At 60.2% G+C, this 14,544-nt stretch carries 14 protein-coding genes; 6 read left to right on the top strand and 8 right to left on the bottom strand.

Annotation, left to right across the window (positions count from 1 at the left end; all coding sequences use genetic code 11):
* Positions 1 to 71: 71 nt before the first annotated feature.
* Positions 72 to 1,256: an MFS transporter gene (locus ACFPM8_RS05405; RefSeq protein ID WP_378995787.1), complete on the bottom strand. Its 1,185-nt coding sequence runs from the start codon at positions 1,254 to 1,256 to the stop codon at positions 72 to 74.
* 109 nt (positions 1,257 to 1,365) lie between these two features.
* Between ACFPM8_RS05405 and ACFPM8_RS05400 the strand changes: the two genes are divergently transcribed.
* The 4 genes from ACFPM8_RS05400 (at position 1,366) to ACFPM8_RS05385 (ending at position 4,027) form a co-directional block, all read left to right on the top strand.
* Entirely contained in the window at positions 1,366 to 2,247 is an 882-nt protein-coding gene (locus ACFPM8_RS05400; RefSeq protein WP_378995785.1) for a LysR substrate-binding domain-containing protein, read from the top strand.
* Between the two features lie 110 nt (positions 2,248 to 2,357).
* Positions 2,358 to 3,245 (top strand): class A beta-lactamase, encoded by an 888-nt coding sequence (gene bla / locus ACFPM8_RS05395; RefSeq protein WP_378995783.1) that lies wholly within the window; start codon positions 2,358 to 2,360, stop codon positions 3,243 to 3,245.
* A gap of 204 nt (positions 3,246 to 3,449) precedes the next feature.
* Positions 3,450 to 3,695 carry a type II toxin-antitoxin system HicA family toxin gene (locus ACFPM8_RS05390; protein WP_378995780.1) on the top strand — a complete coding sequence of 82 codons (246 nt, stop codon included), beginning with the start codon at positions 3,450 to 3,452 and terminating at the stop codon, positions 3,693 to 3,695.
* Positions 3,692 to 4,027, top strand: coding sequence for a type II toxin-antitoxin system HicB family antitoxin (locus ACFPM8_RS05385; RefSeq protein ID WP_378995778.1), 336 nt, complete (start codon positions 3,692 to 3,694; stop codon positions 4,025 to 4,027). The genes ACFPM8_RS05390 and ACFPM8_RS05385 overlap by 4 nt, the downstream gene beginning before the upstream one ends.
* A gap of 148 nt (positions 4,028 to 4,175) precedes the next feature.
* Here ACFPM8_RS05385 and ACFPM8_RS05380 read toward each other — a convergent pair whose 3' ends face one another.
* Entirely contained in the window at positions 4,176 to 5,183 is a 1,008-nt protein-coding gene (locus tag ACFPM8_RS05380) for an aldo/keto reductase (RefSeq protein ID WP_378995776.1), read from the bottom strand.
* A 151-nt stretch (positions 5,184 to 5,334) separates the two neighbouring features.
* On the opposite strand from ACFPM8_RS05380, the gene ACFPM8_RS05375 reads away from it, so the two are divergent.
* Positions 5,335 to 6,234 (top strand): LysR family transcriptional regulator, encoded by a 900-nt coding sequence (locus ACFPM8_RS05375; protein ID WP_378995774.1) that lies wholly within the window; start codon positions 5,335 to 5,337, stop codon positions 6,232 to 6,234.
* 13 nt (positions 6,235 to 6,247) lie between these two features.
* Here ACFPM8_RS05375 and ACFPM8_RS05370 read toward each other — a convergent pair whose 3' ends face one another.
* Together ACFPM8_RS05370 and ACFPM8_RS05365 are read right to left on the bottom strand one after the other, a co-directional pair.
* The gene (locus ACFPM8_RS05370; RefSeq protein WP_378995772.1) at positions 6,248 to 8,323 is read right to left on the bottom strand and encodes an oxidoreductase; all 2,076 of its coding nucleotides are present in this window, start codon (positions 8,321 to 8,323) and stop codon (positions 6,248 to 6,250) included.
* A 124-nt stretch (positions 8,324 to 8,447) separates the two neighbouring features.
* Positions 8,448 to 9,716, bottom strand: coding sequence for an SGNH/GDSL hydrolase family protein (locus ACFPM8_RS05365; protein ID WP_378995770.1), 1,269 nt, complete (start codon positions 9,714 to 9,716; stop codon positions 8,448 to 8,450).
* 233 nt (positions 9,717 to 9,949) lie between these two features.
* Between ACFPM8_RS05365 and ACFPM8_RS05360 the strand changes: the two genes are divergently transcribed.
* A complete protein-coding gene (locus tag ACFPM8_RS05360; protein ID WP_378995768.1) occupies positions 9,950 to 10,867 on the top strand; it encodes a LysR family transcriptional regulator in 918 nt (305 codons plus the stop codon).
* 8 nt (positions 10,868 to 10,875) lie between these two features.
* On the opposite strand, the gene ACFPM8_RS05355 is transcribed toward ACFPM8_RS05360, so the two are convergent.
* The 4 genes from ACFPM8_RS05355 to ACFPM8_RS05340 form a co-directional block, all read right to left on the bottom strand.
* On the bottom strand, positions 10,876 to 12,930 hold the full coding sequence (locus tag ACFPM8_RS05355; RefSeq protein WP_378995766.1) for a T6SS phospholipase effector Tle1-like catalytic domain-containing protein: 2,055 nt from the start codon (positions 12,928 to 12,930) through the stop codon (positions 10,876 to 10,878).
* Positions 12,931 to 13,410, bottom strand: coding sequence for a DUF3304 domain-containing protein (locus ACFPM8_RS05350; RefSeq protein ID WP_378995764.1), 480 nt, complete (start codon positions 13,408 to 13,410; stop codon positions 12,931 to 12,933). It abuts the gene before it with no gap.
* A gap of 26 nt (positions 13,411 to 13,436) precedes the next feature.
* Complete coding sequence (locus tag ACFPM8_RS05345) at positions 13,437 to 14,321, bottom strand: DUF4123 domain-containing protein (protein ID WP_378995762.1); 885 nt, start codon at positions 14,319 to 14,321, stop codon at positions 13,437 to 13,439.
* A 21-nt stretch (positions 14,322 to 14,342) separates the two neighbouring features.
* Positions 14,343 to 14,544, bottom strand: a 202-nt coding sequence (locus ACFPM8_RS05340) for a hypothetical protein (protein ID WP_378995759.1), incomplete at its 5' end; no start/stop codon positions are given.

Raw genomic sequence — 14,544 nt, 5'->3', positions numbered from 1 at the left:
TTTAGATGCGTCGAACACTTGCGGTACATCCATCGGCGGATAACGCTGCGCTCATCCGCCCTACTCCTTTATCAAGCGGGATAGGCGGCAAGCACTGCCCCGCGCCGATCCAGGCGGCCGCTCCAGGTGGCCATCCCCAGCGCCCCGATCACCACCAGCGCGCCTATCCACGGCGTATGCATCAATCCGGCATGCTGCACCACCAGCCCGCCGGCCCATGCGCCGCCGGCAATGCCGATATTGAAGGCGGCGATATTCAAGCCGGAGGCGACGTCCTTGGCGTGCGGCGCATAACGCTCCGCCTGCTGCATCACATACACCTGCAAGCCCGGCACGTTGCCGAAAGCAACCGCGCCCCAGGCCAATACGGTGGCCAGCGCCAGCCAGCGGTTGTAGGCGGTGAAGGTCAAGACCAACAACACCAGAGCCAGCAAACCGAAAATCCATTGCAAGGCGCGGATCGGTCCTTGCCGGTCAGCCAGTTTGCCGCCCCAGATATTGCCGATCGAAACCGACACCCCATACACCAGCAGCACCAGGCTGACGCTGCCGGCGCTAAAACCGGACACCTGTTGCAGGATGGACGCCAGATAAGTGAAGGCAATAAACGATCCGCCGTAGCCCAGCGCGGTGGTGGCGTACACCATCAGCAGCCGCGGATGGGTCAGCACTTCCAGCTGTTTACGCAGCGATGCCGGGGCGCTGTACGGGATGTTGGCCGGGATCAGCAGCAGGCTGCCGACGACGGCGATCAGGCCCAGACCGGATACCGCCAGGAAGCTGGCGCGCCAGCCGAAATACTGCGCAATGAAAGTCCCCAGCGGCACGCCGGTCACCAACGCCACGGTAAGGCCGGTGAACATCAGAGCGATGGCGCTGGCGGCTTTTTCCTTGCTGACCAGGCTGACCGCAATCGCCGATCCGATCGAGAAAAACACGCCGTGCGCCAGGCCGGTCAGGACCCGGGCCACGATCAGCGATGCGTAGCCGGGCGCATGCCAGGCCAGCAGGTTGCCGATGGTGAACAGCAACATCAGCGCGACCAGCAAGGTCTTGCGCGGCACTCGTCCGGTCAGCGCGGTCAGCAGCGGCGCGCCGACCGCGACCCCGATCGCGTACAGGCTGACCAGCAAGCCGGCGGACGGCAGGCTGACGTTGAGGTCGGCGGCGATAATGGGCAGCAAGCCGACGATGACAAATTCAGTGGTACCAATGGCGAAGGCGCTGATGGTCAGCGCCCAGAGGGCAAACGGCATAATGGACTCCCGATCAAAATGACAGTTCGCACTATGCATGGATATTTTGTTGACATAAATAGCGATAGAATCAAATAATATTTGATCCCACATCAACAATGGATGATGCATGCCTATTCATTCCGACGATCTCAGGATCTTCATTGCCGTAGTCGATTGCGGTTCGTTGAGCGCGGCCGCCGAACAGCTGGAGCAAACCACGTCCGGCGTCAGCCGCGCCTTGTCCCGGCTGGAACAGAAGCTGGCCAGCTCGCTGCTGCTGCGCACCACGCGCCGGATGGAGCTGACCGAAGAAGGCCGTTTGTTTTTAGAAAAAGCGCGGGCGATTGTCTCTGCGATGGAAGAAGCGGAAGAATGCATCCGGATCCGCCATCAAAAACCGTCAGGACGACTGCGAGTGGATGCCTCGCCGCCGTTCATGCTGCACTGCATCGTGCCGAACATCGATGAATTTCGCCGCAGCTATCCCGACATTGCGCTGGAGCTGACCAGCAACGACCAGAACATCGACTTGCTGGAGCGGCGCACCGACATCGCGATCCGCCACGGCACTTTGCAAGACTCGAACCTGCATGCCAGGAGATTGAGCGCCAGCCCGCTGCGCCTGCTGGCCAGTCCCGCTTATCTGCAATTACACGGCAGCCCGGCCAATCCCGAGGATTTGCTGCGGCATCAACTGCTGGGCTTCACCCAGACGGAATTGCTGAACACCTGGCCGCTGCGCCACCAGCACGGCGACAGCCTGCCGGTGACGCCGACGTTATTGGCCAACAGCGGCGAAACCTTGCGCCAGCTGGCGCTGCACGGACAAGGCATCGTCTGCCTGGCCGATTTCATGACGCAGGCGGACGTCGCCGCGGGACGGCTGGTCAGGATTCTGGACGACTGCAACAATGGCTACCAGCAGCAAATCCACGCTGTGTATTACCGGAATACCCAGCTGTCGCGGCGCATCAGCTGCTTTCTGGATTTTTTGCAGCAGAAACTGTGACGGTCGCTGAACCTTATCGAACAAATGCCCTGCCGTCCGCAATCTCATCATTAGTGAAACTTGCCGCCGCTTACACCTGTCCTATGCCCTCACTCACAACACACAAATATATGACTCACTCTCCCATTCGCCGCAAATTACTTCTCGCCGCCGCCTCTGCCCCGCTGATAGGCGCTTGCGCATCGCCGCCGGACGGCGCACGCGCTTCGGCCTCGGCACAAGCGCGCCTGAAAGCGCTCGAAACTGCATCGGCCGGCCGGCTCGGGGTCGCCGCGCTGAACCTGGCCGACGGCGCGCAATTGAACTATCGCGCCGACGAACGCTTCCCGTTCTGCAGCACGTTCAAAGCACTCGTCGCGTCCGCAATTCTTGAACGCAGCAGCCGTGACAGCACACTTTTAGAACGACGCATCAAATACCCGCAAAGCGACCTGGTCGCTTACTCGCCGATCACCGAGAAGCACGTCGCGGACGGCATGACGGTCAGCGAACTGTGCGCCGCGGCACTTCAATACAGCGACAACACAGCCGGCAACCTATTGATCAAGATGCTGGGCGGCCCAGCCGGCGTGACGGCGTTTGCGCGCTCGATTGGCGACAATGAGTTCCGTCTCGACCGCTGGGAAACCGAACTCAACACAGCCATTCCCGGCGATCCACGCGATACCTCGACGCCGCTCGCGATGGCGCGCAGCCTGCAACGACTCGCTCTCGGCGACGCGCTGCCTGCGCCGCAACGGGAGCAGTTGCAACGATGGATGCGCGGCAATACGACCGGTGCCGCAAGGATACGGGCGGGCGTTCCCGCCAGCTGGCAGGTAGGCGACAAAACGGGAACCGGCGATTACGGCACGACCAACGACATCGCCGTGCTGTGGCCGCCGGGGAAAGCGCCGATGGTGCTCGCAATTTACTTTACCCAGCATCAGCAAGATGCCAAGTCGCGCAGCGAAGTGCTGGCGTCGGCGGCGCGGATTGTGGTGGAGGCGTTTGTTTAGGAGTCTGTCGGACGTAGGAAATCGAAGCGAAAAGTTTGCAGCTAACCATGACGGCTCTCCTTCATGGCTTAGTTATCGCTTCGTTTGGAAGCAAAAGAAAGGAGCAGCCGTCAAGACGAACAACTGATCGCCAGGAGCAGCACAAGCCTCTGCTTGCTTGACCCGTAACTCGTAGAGATATCACAATGTGCTATCATTTAGAGCATGAAAGCCAAACACAAAAAAACACTGCAAGCCGTATTTACCAAGCCCACTCTGCCTGGCATTGTCTTTGCCGATCTCGAAGCGCTGGTTATTTCGGTAGGCGGCGACGTACGCGAGGGAGAAGGATCGCGCATCGTGTTTGAGCTAAACGGCAAGCGCCTCTATCCGCATCCCGGTAAAGAGGCCAAACGCTACCAAGTTGAGGAACTCCGGGAGTTGCTGACATCACAAGGAATCACACCATGAACAACACCATGATTTATGGCGCTTATACCGCACGCATCGAATACGACCCGCGTGACAATATTTTTGTAGGCCGTGTTCTCGGTATCGCCGACAGCATCAGTTTTCACGGAGAAACCGTAACTGAATTAACGACAGACTTTCATCAAGCCGTCGATCACTATTTGGCCGATTGCAAGGCAACCGGCCGCCAGCCGGAAAAACCAGCATCAGGCAAACTCATGCTCCGCATACCGCCGGAAGTACATGCCGCCTCCGCCATCGCAGCACAAGCATCGGGCAAGAGCCTTAATCAATGGGCTGCTGAAGTATTGAAACAAGCGGCACACGCTTAAGACAACAGGACACCTCGAAAAACCGTAGCGAGCGGTTCAAGGTCGGGGCGACGATGTTGCAACACCTGCAGCCGTACGGAGCGGGTGAACATCGCAGCCACGAGATTTTGGGCCGCGCAGTAGGCTTCTCGAGGTGCCCAACATGCTCTTAATGATCACCAGCCCGCTCGCTATCCAAATGCTCCATCATCATCGGCGCATACCGCTCCCCCGCAACCGCATCGATCGGCACCGCCTGCTCAATCCGCACCAGCTCGTCAGCCGTCAGATGAATCCGCGTCGCGCCTAGCGACTCGAACAAGCGGTCGCGGCGGCGCGCTCCCACCAGCGGCACGATGTCGTCGCCGCGCGACAGCACCCAGGCAATCGCAATCTGCGCCACCGTTGCGCGCTTCTCGTCGGCGATGCGACGCAAGGCATCCAGCAAAGAAAGATTGTGTTCCAGGTTGTCGCCGCTGAAGCGCGGGCTGAGGCTGCGGAAGTCGCCGGTCGACAGCGTCCGGTCCTTGCCCCAGTGACCGCTGATCAGGCCGCGCGACAACACGCCGTAGGCCGTGATGCCTATCCCCAGCTCGCGGCAGGTCGGCAGGATCTCCGCTTCCACGCCGCGCGAAATCAGCGAGTATTCAATTTGCAAATCGGCAATCGGATGCACGGCCTGGGCCCGGCGTATGGTTTTTGCGCCCGCTTCGGACAGCCCGATATGACGCACGTAACCGGCTTTCACCAGGTCGGCGATGGCGCCCACCGTTTCTTCGATCGGTACCGCCGGGTCGACCCGCGCCGGACGGTAAATGTCGACGTGATCGGTACCCAGACGGCGCAAGGTATAGGCCAGAAAATTCTTGACCGCCTCAGGCCGGCCGTCGGTGCCGATCCAGCCGCCGGCCGGATCGCGCATCGCGCCGAATTTCACGCTCAGCAAAACCTGGTCGCGATGGCGACCGTGCAATGCGTTCCGAATCAGCATTTCGTTGTGCCCCATGCCGTAGAAATCGCCGGTATCGAGCAAGGTGATGCCGGCGTCCAACGCCGCATGCACGGTGGCGATGCTTTCATTTTCATCGGCCGGCCCGTACAGGTCGGACATGCCCATGCAACCGAGGCCGATCGGGAAAGTGTCGGGGCCGTTGATGCCTAGTTTTCGCGTTTTCATCATGACTATCCTTATGAGAAAGGGATTCGATAGCTGCGGAAAGCAGCATTAAAACCAATCGCTTCGGAAGCATTATTGTCCGCCGCCACTGCTTAATAAATGGCCTTAAAATGATTTCTTTATTCGAAATCAACTAACAATCGAGCAGGCCATGGATCGCATTCAAACAATGGAAATCTTTTCGCGCGTGGCCGAGTTGGGCAGCTTCAGCAGAGCGGCCGAGCAGCTCAGCCTGCCGCCGGCCACCGTGACCAACGCGGTGCAGGCGCTGGAAAAACACATGGGGGTGCGGCTGCTGCATCGGACCACCCGCAAGGTGACCCTGACCGATGAGGGTATCACCTATCTCGATCGCTGTACCCGGCTGCTGGCGGAGTTCGAAGACCTCGATGCGCTGTTCCAGCGCGACCACCTGAACCCGCGCGGCGTGATCCGGGTCGACCTGCCAGAGCGGCTGGCGCATATGGTGGTGATTCCAGCCTTGCCGGATTTTTTTGCGCTGTATCCCAACATCCAGCTCAAGCTGAGCGCGACCGATCGCTTTGTCGATCTGGTCGGCGAGGCGGTCGATTGCGTGGTGCGGGTCGGGCCGCTCAGCGACTCCAGCCTGATCGCCCGCCGCATCGGCAGCATGGAGCAAATCAATTGCGCGGCGAAGTCCTACCTCGATCGCTGCGGACGCCCGCAAAGCCTGGCCGATTTGCAAAATCACGTGGTGGTGAATTATTTTTCCAGCCGCACCGGACGCGAGCTGGGCTGGGAATATGTCGACAGCGGCGAGCCGCGCTTCCTGAAGATGTCCGGCATCGTCTCAGTCAACAGTTCGGATGCGTATCTGGCCTGCTGCCAGGCCGGACTGGGACTGATCCAGGCGCCGCGCCTTGGGCTGGAAGCGCTGCTGGCAAGCGGCGTGCTGGAGGAGGTATTGCCGAACTTCAAACCGGCGCCGCTGCCGGTTTCCATCGTGTACGCCCATAACAGGCACTTGTCGCCGCGGGTGCGCGCGTTTGTCGATTGGGTCGCAAAGCTGCTGGCGACCCGTTACGCTTGAGGCCGACTATCGACTATAAGGCTGCGGCCAGCTCCGCCCCTTCGCGTATCGCCCGCTTGGCGTCCAGTTCGCTGGCCAGCGAAGCCCCACCTATCAGGTGATAGCGAACGCCGGCGCCGTTGTTTTGCGTTTTGAGCGGCTGGCCGGGTTTGGCGGGCGCGATGGCGGCGGCCGGGACCAGTTCATGCAGCGATTCCTGACCGGCGCAGATCACCACGTTATCCACCGCCAGCAAGCGCGCTTCTCCGCCTACGGTGATGTGCAAGCCTTGGTCGTCGATCCGTTGATAGTCGACTCCGGCCAGCATCTGCACGCCGTTGCGCTGCATCACGCTGCGATGCACCCAGCCCGAAGTTTTACCGAGACCGGCGCCGACTTTGCTCTGCTTGCGCTGCAACAGATGGATTTCGCGCAGCGGCGCGACCGCTGCCGCAGGACGCAAGCCGCCGGCTTCTGCCGCCAGCGGATCGACGCCCCACTCATCCATCCAGTGCGCGATCGGCAGCGGCAACGGCACTTGCGGATCGTGCAGCAGGAATTCGCACAGGTCGAAACCGATGCCGCCGGCACCGATCACCGCCACCCGCTTGCCGACCGCGACCTTGCCTTGCAACACATCCAGGTAGGACAGCACCATCGGATGCTCGATGCCGGGGATGCGCGGATTGCGCGGCAGCACCCCGGTCGCCACGATCACATCGTCGAAGCCGAGCGCTTCCAGCTGCCCTTGCGTGACGCGCTGATTGAGCTTGAGCTCGACGCCGTTGCGCTGCAGACGGTGGTGGAAATAGCGAATGGTTTCGTTGAATTCTTCCTTGCCCGGAATCCGTTTGGCGACGTTGAACTGGCCGCCGATCTGCGCCGCCGCTTCGAACAGCGTGACCTGATGGCCGCGCTCGGCGGCGACGCTGGCGGCCGACAGCCCGGCCGGTCCGGCGCCGATCACCGCCACCCGGCGCACCTTAGGCGTGCGGCGATAGACCAGTTCGGTTTCATGGCAGGCTTGCGGATTGACCAGGCAACTGGCGCGCTTGTTCTGGAAAGTGTGGTCGAGACAGGCCTGGTTGCAACCGATGCAGGTATTGATTTCATCGGCGCGATTCTGCTGCGCCTTCAACACGAAGTCGGGATCGGCCAGGAACGGCCGCGCCATCGACACCATGTCGGCGTCGCCGGCAGCCAGGATCTGTTCAGCCACGTCCGGCATATTGATGCGGTTGGAGGCGATCACCGGCACGCTGACGGCCGCCTTGAGACGGGCCGTCGCTTCGCGGAACGCGCCGCGCGGCACCGAGGTGACGATGGTCGGCACCCGCGCCTCGTGCCAGCCGATGCCGGTATTGATCAGTGTCACGCCGGCCTGTTGCAGCGCCTGCGCCACCGCCACCACTTCGGCGCCGGTATTGCCGCCTTCCACCAGGTCCAGCACCGACAGCCGATACATGATGATGAAACGCTCGCCGACCGCCTGCCGGGTGCGCCGCACCACTTCCAGCGCCAGCCGCATCCGGTTCTCGAGGCTGCCGCCCCAGCGGTCCTGGCGGCGGTTGGTGCGCGGCGACAGGAACTGGTTCAGCAGATAACCTTCGCTGCCCATGATTTCGACGCCGTCGTAACCGGCACGCTGGGCCAGCGTGGCGCTGCGCACATAGGCGGCGATGCTGGACTGGATGCCACGTTCGGTCAACGCGCGCGGTTTGAATAAAGAGATCGGCGATTTGATGGCCGAGGCCGACACCACGAACGGGTGATAACCGTAGCGCCCCGAATGCAGGATCTGCATCACGATCTTGCCGTCTTCTTCGTGCACGGCGTCGGTCAGCCGCCGGTGATTGCGGATGTCGCCGACGCTGTTCATGGTGCCGCCGAACGGCAACAGCCAGCCCTGGCGGTTGGGCGAAATGCCGCCGGTCACTATCAGCCCCACCCCGCCCTTGGCGCGAGCCCGGAAATACTCGGCCAGCTTGGCATAGTTGTAGAAGCGGTCTTCCAGACCGGTGTGCATCGAACCCATCACCACCCGATTTTTCAAAGTGGTGAAACCGAGGTCGAGCGGTGCGAGCAGGTGCGGGTAGACAGGATGGGACATGGGATTTTTATCGGAGGCCGTTGCGTTATTGAAAGTCAGTTATAGGCCGCGAATTTACCTGAAAAACGCCGCCCGATTGCTGAAATCGGGCGGTTTCACCACTGATTAGAGGCGAATCCCTACTTCAATCGGCATGACCTATTAACACTTTCAAATCAATCGCATCCGCCATCGCCTGGTACCCGCTATCGCCCGGATGCAGATGATCGCCTGAATCGAATGCCGGCAAGAACCGCGTCGGGTGCTTGGGATCCCTCAGCGCGGCGTCGAAGTCGGCCACCGCATCGAACTCGCCGCTGCTGCGTATCCAATGATTGACCGCTTGCCGCAGCTGCTCTTTGCCGGCGCTGTAGTAACCGTTGATCTCGCTGCCCTGCAGCGCGCCTTCAAACGGGGTCAGCGTGGCGCCGACGATGCGCACTTTGCGCAGATGCGCGCGCGCTATCAACTGCCGATAACCGGCGATCAATTGCTCCGCCGACAAGGCCGGATCGTGCGGCGCCAGGCTGCTGCCGGGCCAGCTGATGTCATTGATGCCCATCATCAGGATCACGGTGTCGAGATTGGGCTGATTCAGCACGTCGCGATCGAACCGCGCCAGGGCGTTGACGCCCATCTTGTCGCTCAGGACTTTGGCGCCCGAGATGCCGGCATTGAGCACCGCGACCTGTTGCTTGGCCAGCCGCTGCGCCAGCAGGTCGGGCCAGCGCTGATTGCGGTTCGAGGTGGAAGCCGCGCCGTCGGTAATCGAATCGCCGAAGGTCGCCACCACCCGCGACGTGGGCGCCGCCTCAACCAGGATCGTGCTCAGGAACAGGCGTGCCTCCAGCGTCTGCTCGGTCTTGATCGACGTCGCATCCACCCGATTGCCCGGCGTGATGTAAGCGGTCTGCTTGCCGTCCCAGTGGAAGGTGCTCAATGCAGTGGTCTGCGGCAAAAACATGCTGACCGCGACCGTAGCGAGCGGTGCAATCTCAAGATCGACCGGATCGCTGACCACCGGCGCACCGGGCGCAATCGTTACCGCGCTGCGGCCGTTGAAGGTGAGCACCCGATCCGAGCCGGCCGCGATGTCAGAACCGCTGCCGGCCAGCGCAATATGCGCCGCGCCGATCACCAGCGGCGTTGCGCCGTATTCATTGGACAGCACCACCCTGGCGCGCTTGCCGCCCAGGCTGACTTTGGCGATCTGACGCACGGTCTGGTTCGACAGCGTGGCCGGGATATTGGTCGGCAGCACAAAGTCCGGACCCCAGACCGGCTGCGGGCTGGCGCTCCAGCTGCCTACCCATTGATGCGGCGCGCTGGCGGCGTCGGCGACCTGCGATGCCATGGCCGGCGCCGTCAACATAGCCAGCAGAGTCAGCGTGGCTGCGGTTTTTTGAAATTTCATAGGAAGCTCCGTTAATTGATCGAGGATTTGACAGGGCACCTCGAAAAACCGTAGCGAGCGACCCAAGGTCGGGGCGAGAAGCGCAGTCGTACGGAGGTACGGCGAGCATCACAGCCCCGAGATTGGGCCGCGCAGTAGGTTTTTCGAGGTGCCCGATATGTGAAAGATAATCCATTCCCAACACGCATGGTAGAGACGATAATTGCATATAACTTATTCCAAATAGGAATGATATGGATCAAATCAAAGCAATCAGCAGCTTCGTGCGGGCGGTCGAACTTGGCAGCCTGTCGGCGGTGGCGCGCGAGCAGCAGAGCACACAGCCTACAGTCAGCAAAACCATCGCCGCGTTGGAAAAGGAACTCGGGGTGCGCTTGCTGGAGCGCAGCACCACCAGCCTGACGCCCACCGAGCAAGGCAGGCGTTTCTACGAGCGCGCCATCCGCGTGCTGGAGGAGTTCCAGCAAGCCGTCAGCGATGCCCGCGGCCTGACCGAAAAACCGGCCGGCTTGTTGCGCGTCAATGCCCCGCTCGGTCTCGGCCAGTTGCGGCTGAACGCGCTGGTGCTGGAGTTCCTGGAACTGTATCCGGAGATCGAAGTGGAACTGATATTGAACGACCGCTTTGTCGATCTGGTCGAGGATGGCGTCGATGTCGCGCTGCGCCTGGCCGGCGCGCTGCCGCCCAACGTCATCGCCCGCAAGATCGCGAGTTCGCAACGCTACCTGGTGGCCGCCCCGAGCTACCTGCAACGCCACCCCGAGATTCGGCATCCGGCGAATCTGGCAGCCCATCGCTATATCGGCTTTGCGCGTCCGGCCAATGGCGAAGTGACCGAACTGAGCGGCCCCGGCGGCATCATCCGTATCGCTCCCCAGCACCGCTATCAGGTGAATAGTTCGCTGGCGATGCGCGAGAGTTTCGTACTGGGAGCCGGCCTGGGATTATGCCCATCCTGGCTGGTGCATGACTTGATTGAAACAGGACAATTGCGACGGATCCTGCCCGACTGGAGCGGCCCCGGCCAGGAAGCATCGCTGCTGTATCCGTCGCGCCGTTATCAATCGCTGCGGGCGACGCTTTTCATGCAATTCATGACGGAGCGGATTCCACAGTTGCCGGGTTTCGAGGCGCTGTCGCAGCGGGGTTGATGCCGGGTTTAAAACACCACCCGCTGCCGCAAATAACCGCTGCCCTCGCGCCGCTTGTCGCTCTGTGTCCGGACCGCCCAATGGCCGAGGTCGGCCGCGTCGGCATCGGTTTGGGTCGGGAACAGCGGCGTCAACTTGTCTTGTTCCTGCTGGCTGAACGGGGTCTGCTGGTGCGCGTTTTCCAGCGCATTGATTTGCTCCAAGCGATAGCCGGGGGCGTTTTCCGCCTCCTTGTATTTGGCGATCCGGCTCTGCATCATCGCCGCCAGTGCGGAGTCGTTTTTGAGCGCTTCTTGATAGTTGTCCCACACCTGTTTGTCGTACCGTGCGCTCGGTTCTTTGCGGGTTTTGTCATGCTCTCGCGCCATCGCCAGCAGCGCCTCGGCCTTTTCTTCGGCCGAGCTATAACCAGCCAGGTAAAACCCCGCCAGCGAGTCGTGCACCTGGTCCGCCAGCAACGCCATGTACGGCGCATTCTGCGGGTCGGGCGGCTCCTTGAACTGTTCCAGCGCCCACAGCTCTTCCGTGCTGGGCCGCACATCGCCTAGATAGCCCTGGAGTTGCCAATGATTTGCGCGCTCGACTATTTTCCGCTCCAACGGATACTCGATACGGCTCACGGTAGGGGACCGAGACTGCATCAGGGTTGCGCGTCTGCGCAGGATGGCCAGGTCGCTTTTCAGGGCTTCGTTGTAGCTGCCCAGGTCTTCTTTTTCCTGGGCGTTGCAGCCCTCAGCGTAGAAATGCAAATAATGGAAACCATTCAGGAAGGCGTGCCGGTAGCTGTAAAACAGCCGCATGTGTTGCTTCATCAAAGAACGGAAATCATCGCCCTTGAACTCCCCCGCTTTCATGTAAGCGTTCCAGGCCGCGCTCAGTTCGGGCGAAATCTCGTAATCCTCTTTCAAATCGGACGGCATCACGCAATACGCGGCCAACGGTACACCGGCGACAGTGGCCGCATGGTGCATGTGCAGAAGCGGGATTTGCGACAGCAGCGTGTCCATACTTGGCGATTTTCCCTGTTCGCCAGGCGCATAGCCGCCGCCGACATCGGAATGCACGCCGGGGTACAGATACTCCAGCACTTTGCCGCCAGCACCTTGCTTGACTCGGGTGACTGGAAAGTTGCGGCGCTGTTCGTGGGCGGCGATGTAATGCACGGTGTGCTTGACGCAATCGGGCAACGGTTGAAGGATTTCCTTGGCCCAGGCAAAGTGGCCGTCGGCCCAAAAGATCGGCGTGCTTTCTGCCACCGAGTTGGATGGACCGACCGTCGCCACGCTGTCGAACAGGCCGAGGAAGCTGATCTCGGCCGGCATGCTGGCAAAGGTGCCGTCTTTTTTGAGGAGGTCGGCAAACCAGTAGCAGAATGCGCGTGCTTCGACCGCGCCGCGCGAAAAGCCGAACACATTCAGCGTAATTTTTGGAATGTGTGGCCGTTGCCGCTCTCCGCGTACCTTACGCAAGCGTTCGTCGAGTTTGTCGCTGAGCGGCTTGAACCAGCTGCGGCGGTCGGGCCGCGGATCGTGCGCATCACGCAGCGGGTCGCCAGTGTCGACGTCTTGCGCGTATTGTTGAAGTTTGGCGGTGATTTCCTGACGGCTGAACATAGACTTACCATCATTAAACGATTGATACACCGCGTTATAGACCTGAAGTAGCGCAAATAAAATGCGCGCTTGCCCGCCTTTACCAAATGCTTTGCCTTCCTGGCTTTCGCGCCATTCCCGGTTTTCCGGGAAGCGCGTGCCCAGGCCAGGAATGTAGATTTTGTAATGGTGTGGCCGCTGCAACTGACCCTTTTCTTCAACATCCTTATGCGCGTTGAATAATTTGACGATATTCGTATGGCACTTCAATGGTTCATCACGGATGCGATTGTTGTTGGTGCCGTCGAAAAACAAACCTATCTTGACAAAGCACTGGCACAACAGATGCGCAGTCCTGAACGATTCACCATTCATGCCGTCGATAGCACATGTCTCTGCAAAATTTAATGCCATCACATCTTCAGCGCGGCCACGAACAATCAGTGGTGCGGATTGGATAGGTAGGCTCATTTATTCTTCCTCCGGCGGGGCTATCGTGACGCTTTTGGGAATCGGATGCATCGGGCTTTGGGGGGAATATCGAGCAGACGAAACCACTCGCACTTCATCATTTGCAAAGAAATGAACAAATAGATCTCCAGCCTCGTCGTACCGCCTGATCGTCGTCGTTTTTTCTATCCAGTCGCGTGCATTTGGTTTCCAGCGCACCTTGACCTTCATGCCGGGTTGCCATTGGATTGGGAGTATGTAACCAGCCGCATTAATGCCGCCGCAAGAGGTACCTCCCAGCATCAGCTGGCTGTATGGCTCTTGCACATAAAAGGAATAGATATAAGACGTGCCTTCATGGTAGGCACACCCAATTGCCACCGGTGTCATCGGAAGTCTGACCAGCGTTGACGGTACTGGTGTCGTGGTCGGTGGCTTGCCGGCACAAGCACTGAGCGCAACTGTTGCGGCAAGTAATAAGATGTGATGCGTTTTCATCATTGAGTCCTCCATGGTGAATGTAGTCATCATGCGAAACGTTGTAGTGCAGCTTCGACACCGTGTTTTTGTGCCGCGTCCAATAGCGCCAATACCTCAAACTTATCTGGCATCTGCAATGCGCCTCGTATTAAATTTCGTCGCTCCAAATCGTTCTTGATGCCGCGCCTATCCATTCCCGCCAGCAATTCAACAATCACTCGGTACAAGATGGATGCCTTGTGGACGGTAGTGATATGCGGCGCCATTTCATCGAGATTGCACAGGATGTACTCCGCTTCGCCGCTATCGATCAGCCGTGCATATTGCTTATCCGTGATGTCGATCGCGTTCGCCTCAGCAACCACCGGCGGCGTATAAGAAGCAAGGTCCACGCAAGTCCCGGCGATCGTGGTCAGCGTCCCTTCACGGTTGATCAGATGCCAGGCCGAGAAGCCGGAACAGAACGCCGCGCGCTGGCCGTCGTCGAACATGGCCAACACCTTCTCGCTGCACATCGTGTCGGCAAAACGCAGCGGCATGCAGAGGCCGTCGGATGGTGTGCGGATCTGTAAAAATGCCGCGAAGTGCCGTTGCAAGCCAGCCAGCGACAGTGGGCTTTGTAGGATGCTGAGCATCGGCTTGCCTGCACTTTGCTTGAGAAACCCCAACAAATTGCTGCGTGTCAGATACAGCAGGAACGGAGCGCATTCTTCCAGTCCGCTCAAGCAGCTGTGCGCATACAGCGGGACGATCACCTGTTCATATTGCCTGCTGTGCTTCCAAAATCTGAGCGCCAGATCATCGTCGAAGCAGCCATCGATCATGGCGATCACATCCGGTCTGACTCGCTCATCGCTCAACTTGCCGGCAGCGGTTTCAATCAGGCCGATTAAATCAGGATGATGTGGATCAACGCCGTAATACATGGACATGAGATTTTCCATTAAGTGAAGTTATCGAAGAGCGGGCGAGCCAGTCGCCGCCCGCGCTGCTCTCGCGGCTTTCTGACACTCCTTGCACACCGCCTGCGGCATCTGCGGAAATGCCTGCGGCACGCTCATCGGCCCGAACGTCTGCGGCCCCGCCGACCACACATGAAACGCGCCGGGCGTGCGGCCGACCAGCCCATCCTCGGCGCCGCCGATCACCAACTCG

This window comes from Paraherbaspirillum soli (genome assembly GCF_042654985.1).
In the GTDB taxonomy this organism is placed as follows: Bacteria; Pseudomonadota; Gammaproteobacteria; order Burkholderiales; family Burkholderiaceae_D; genus Paraherbaspirillum; species Paraherbaspirillum soli.
The sequence above is the reverse complement of the archived record's forward strand: the minus strand, read 5'-3'. Positions and strand labels throughout refer to the sequence as shown.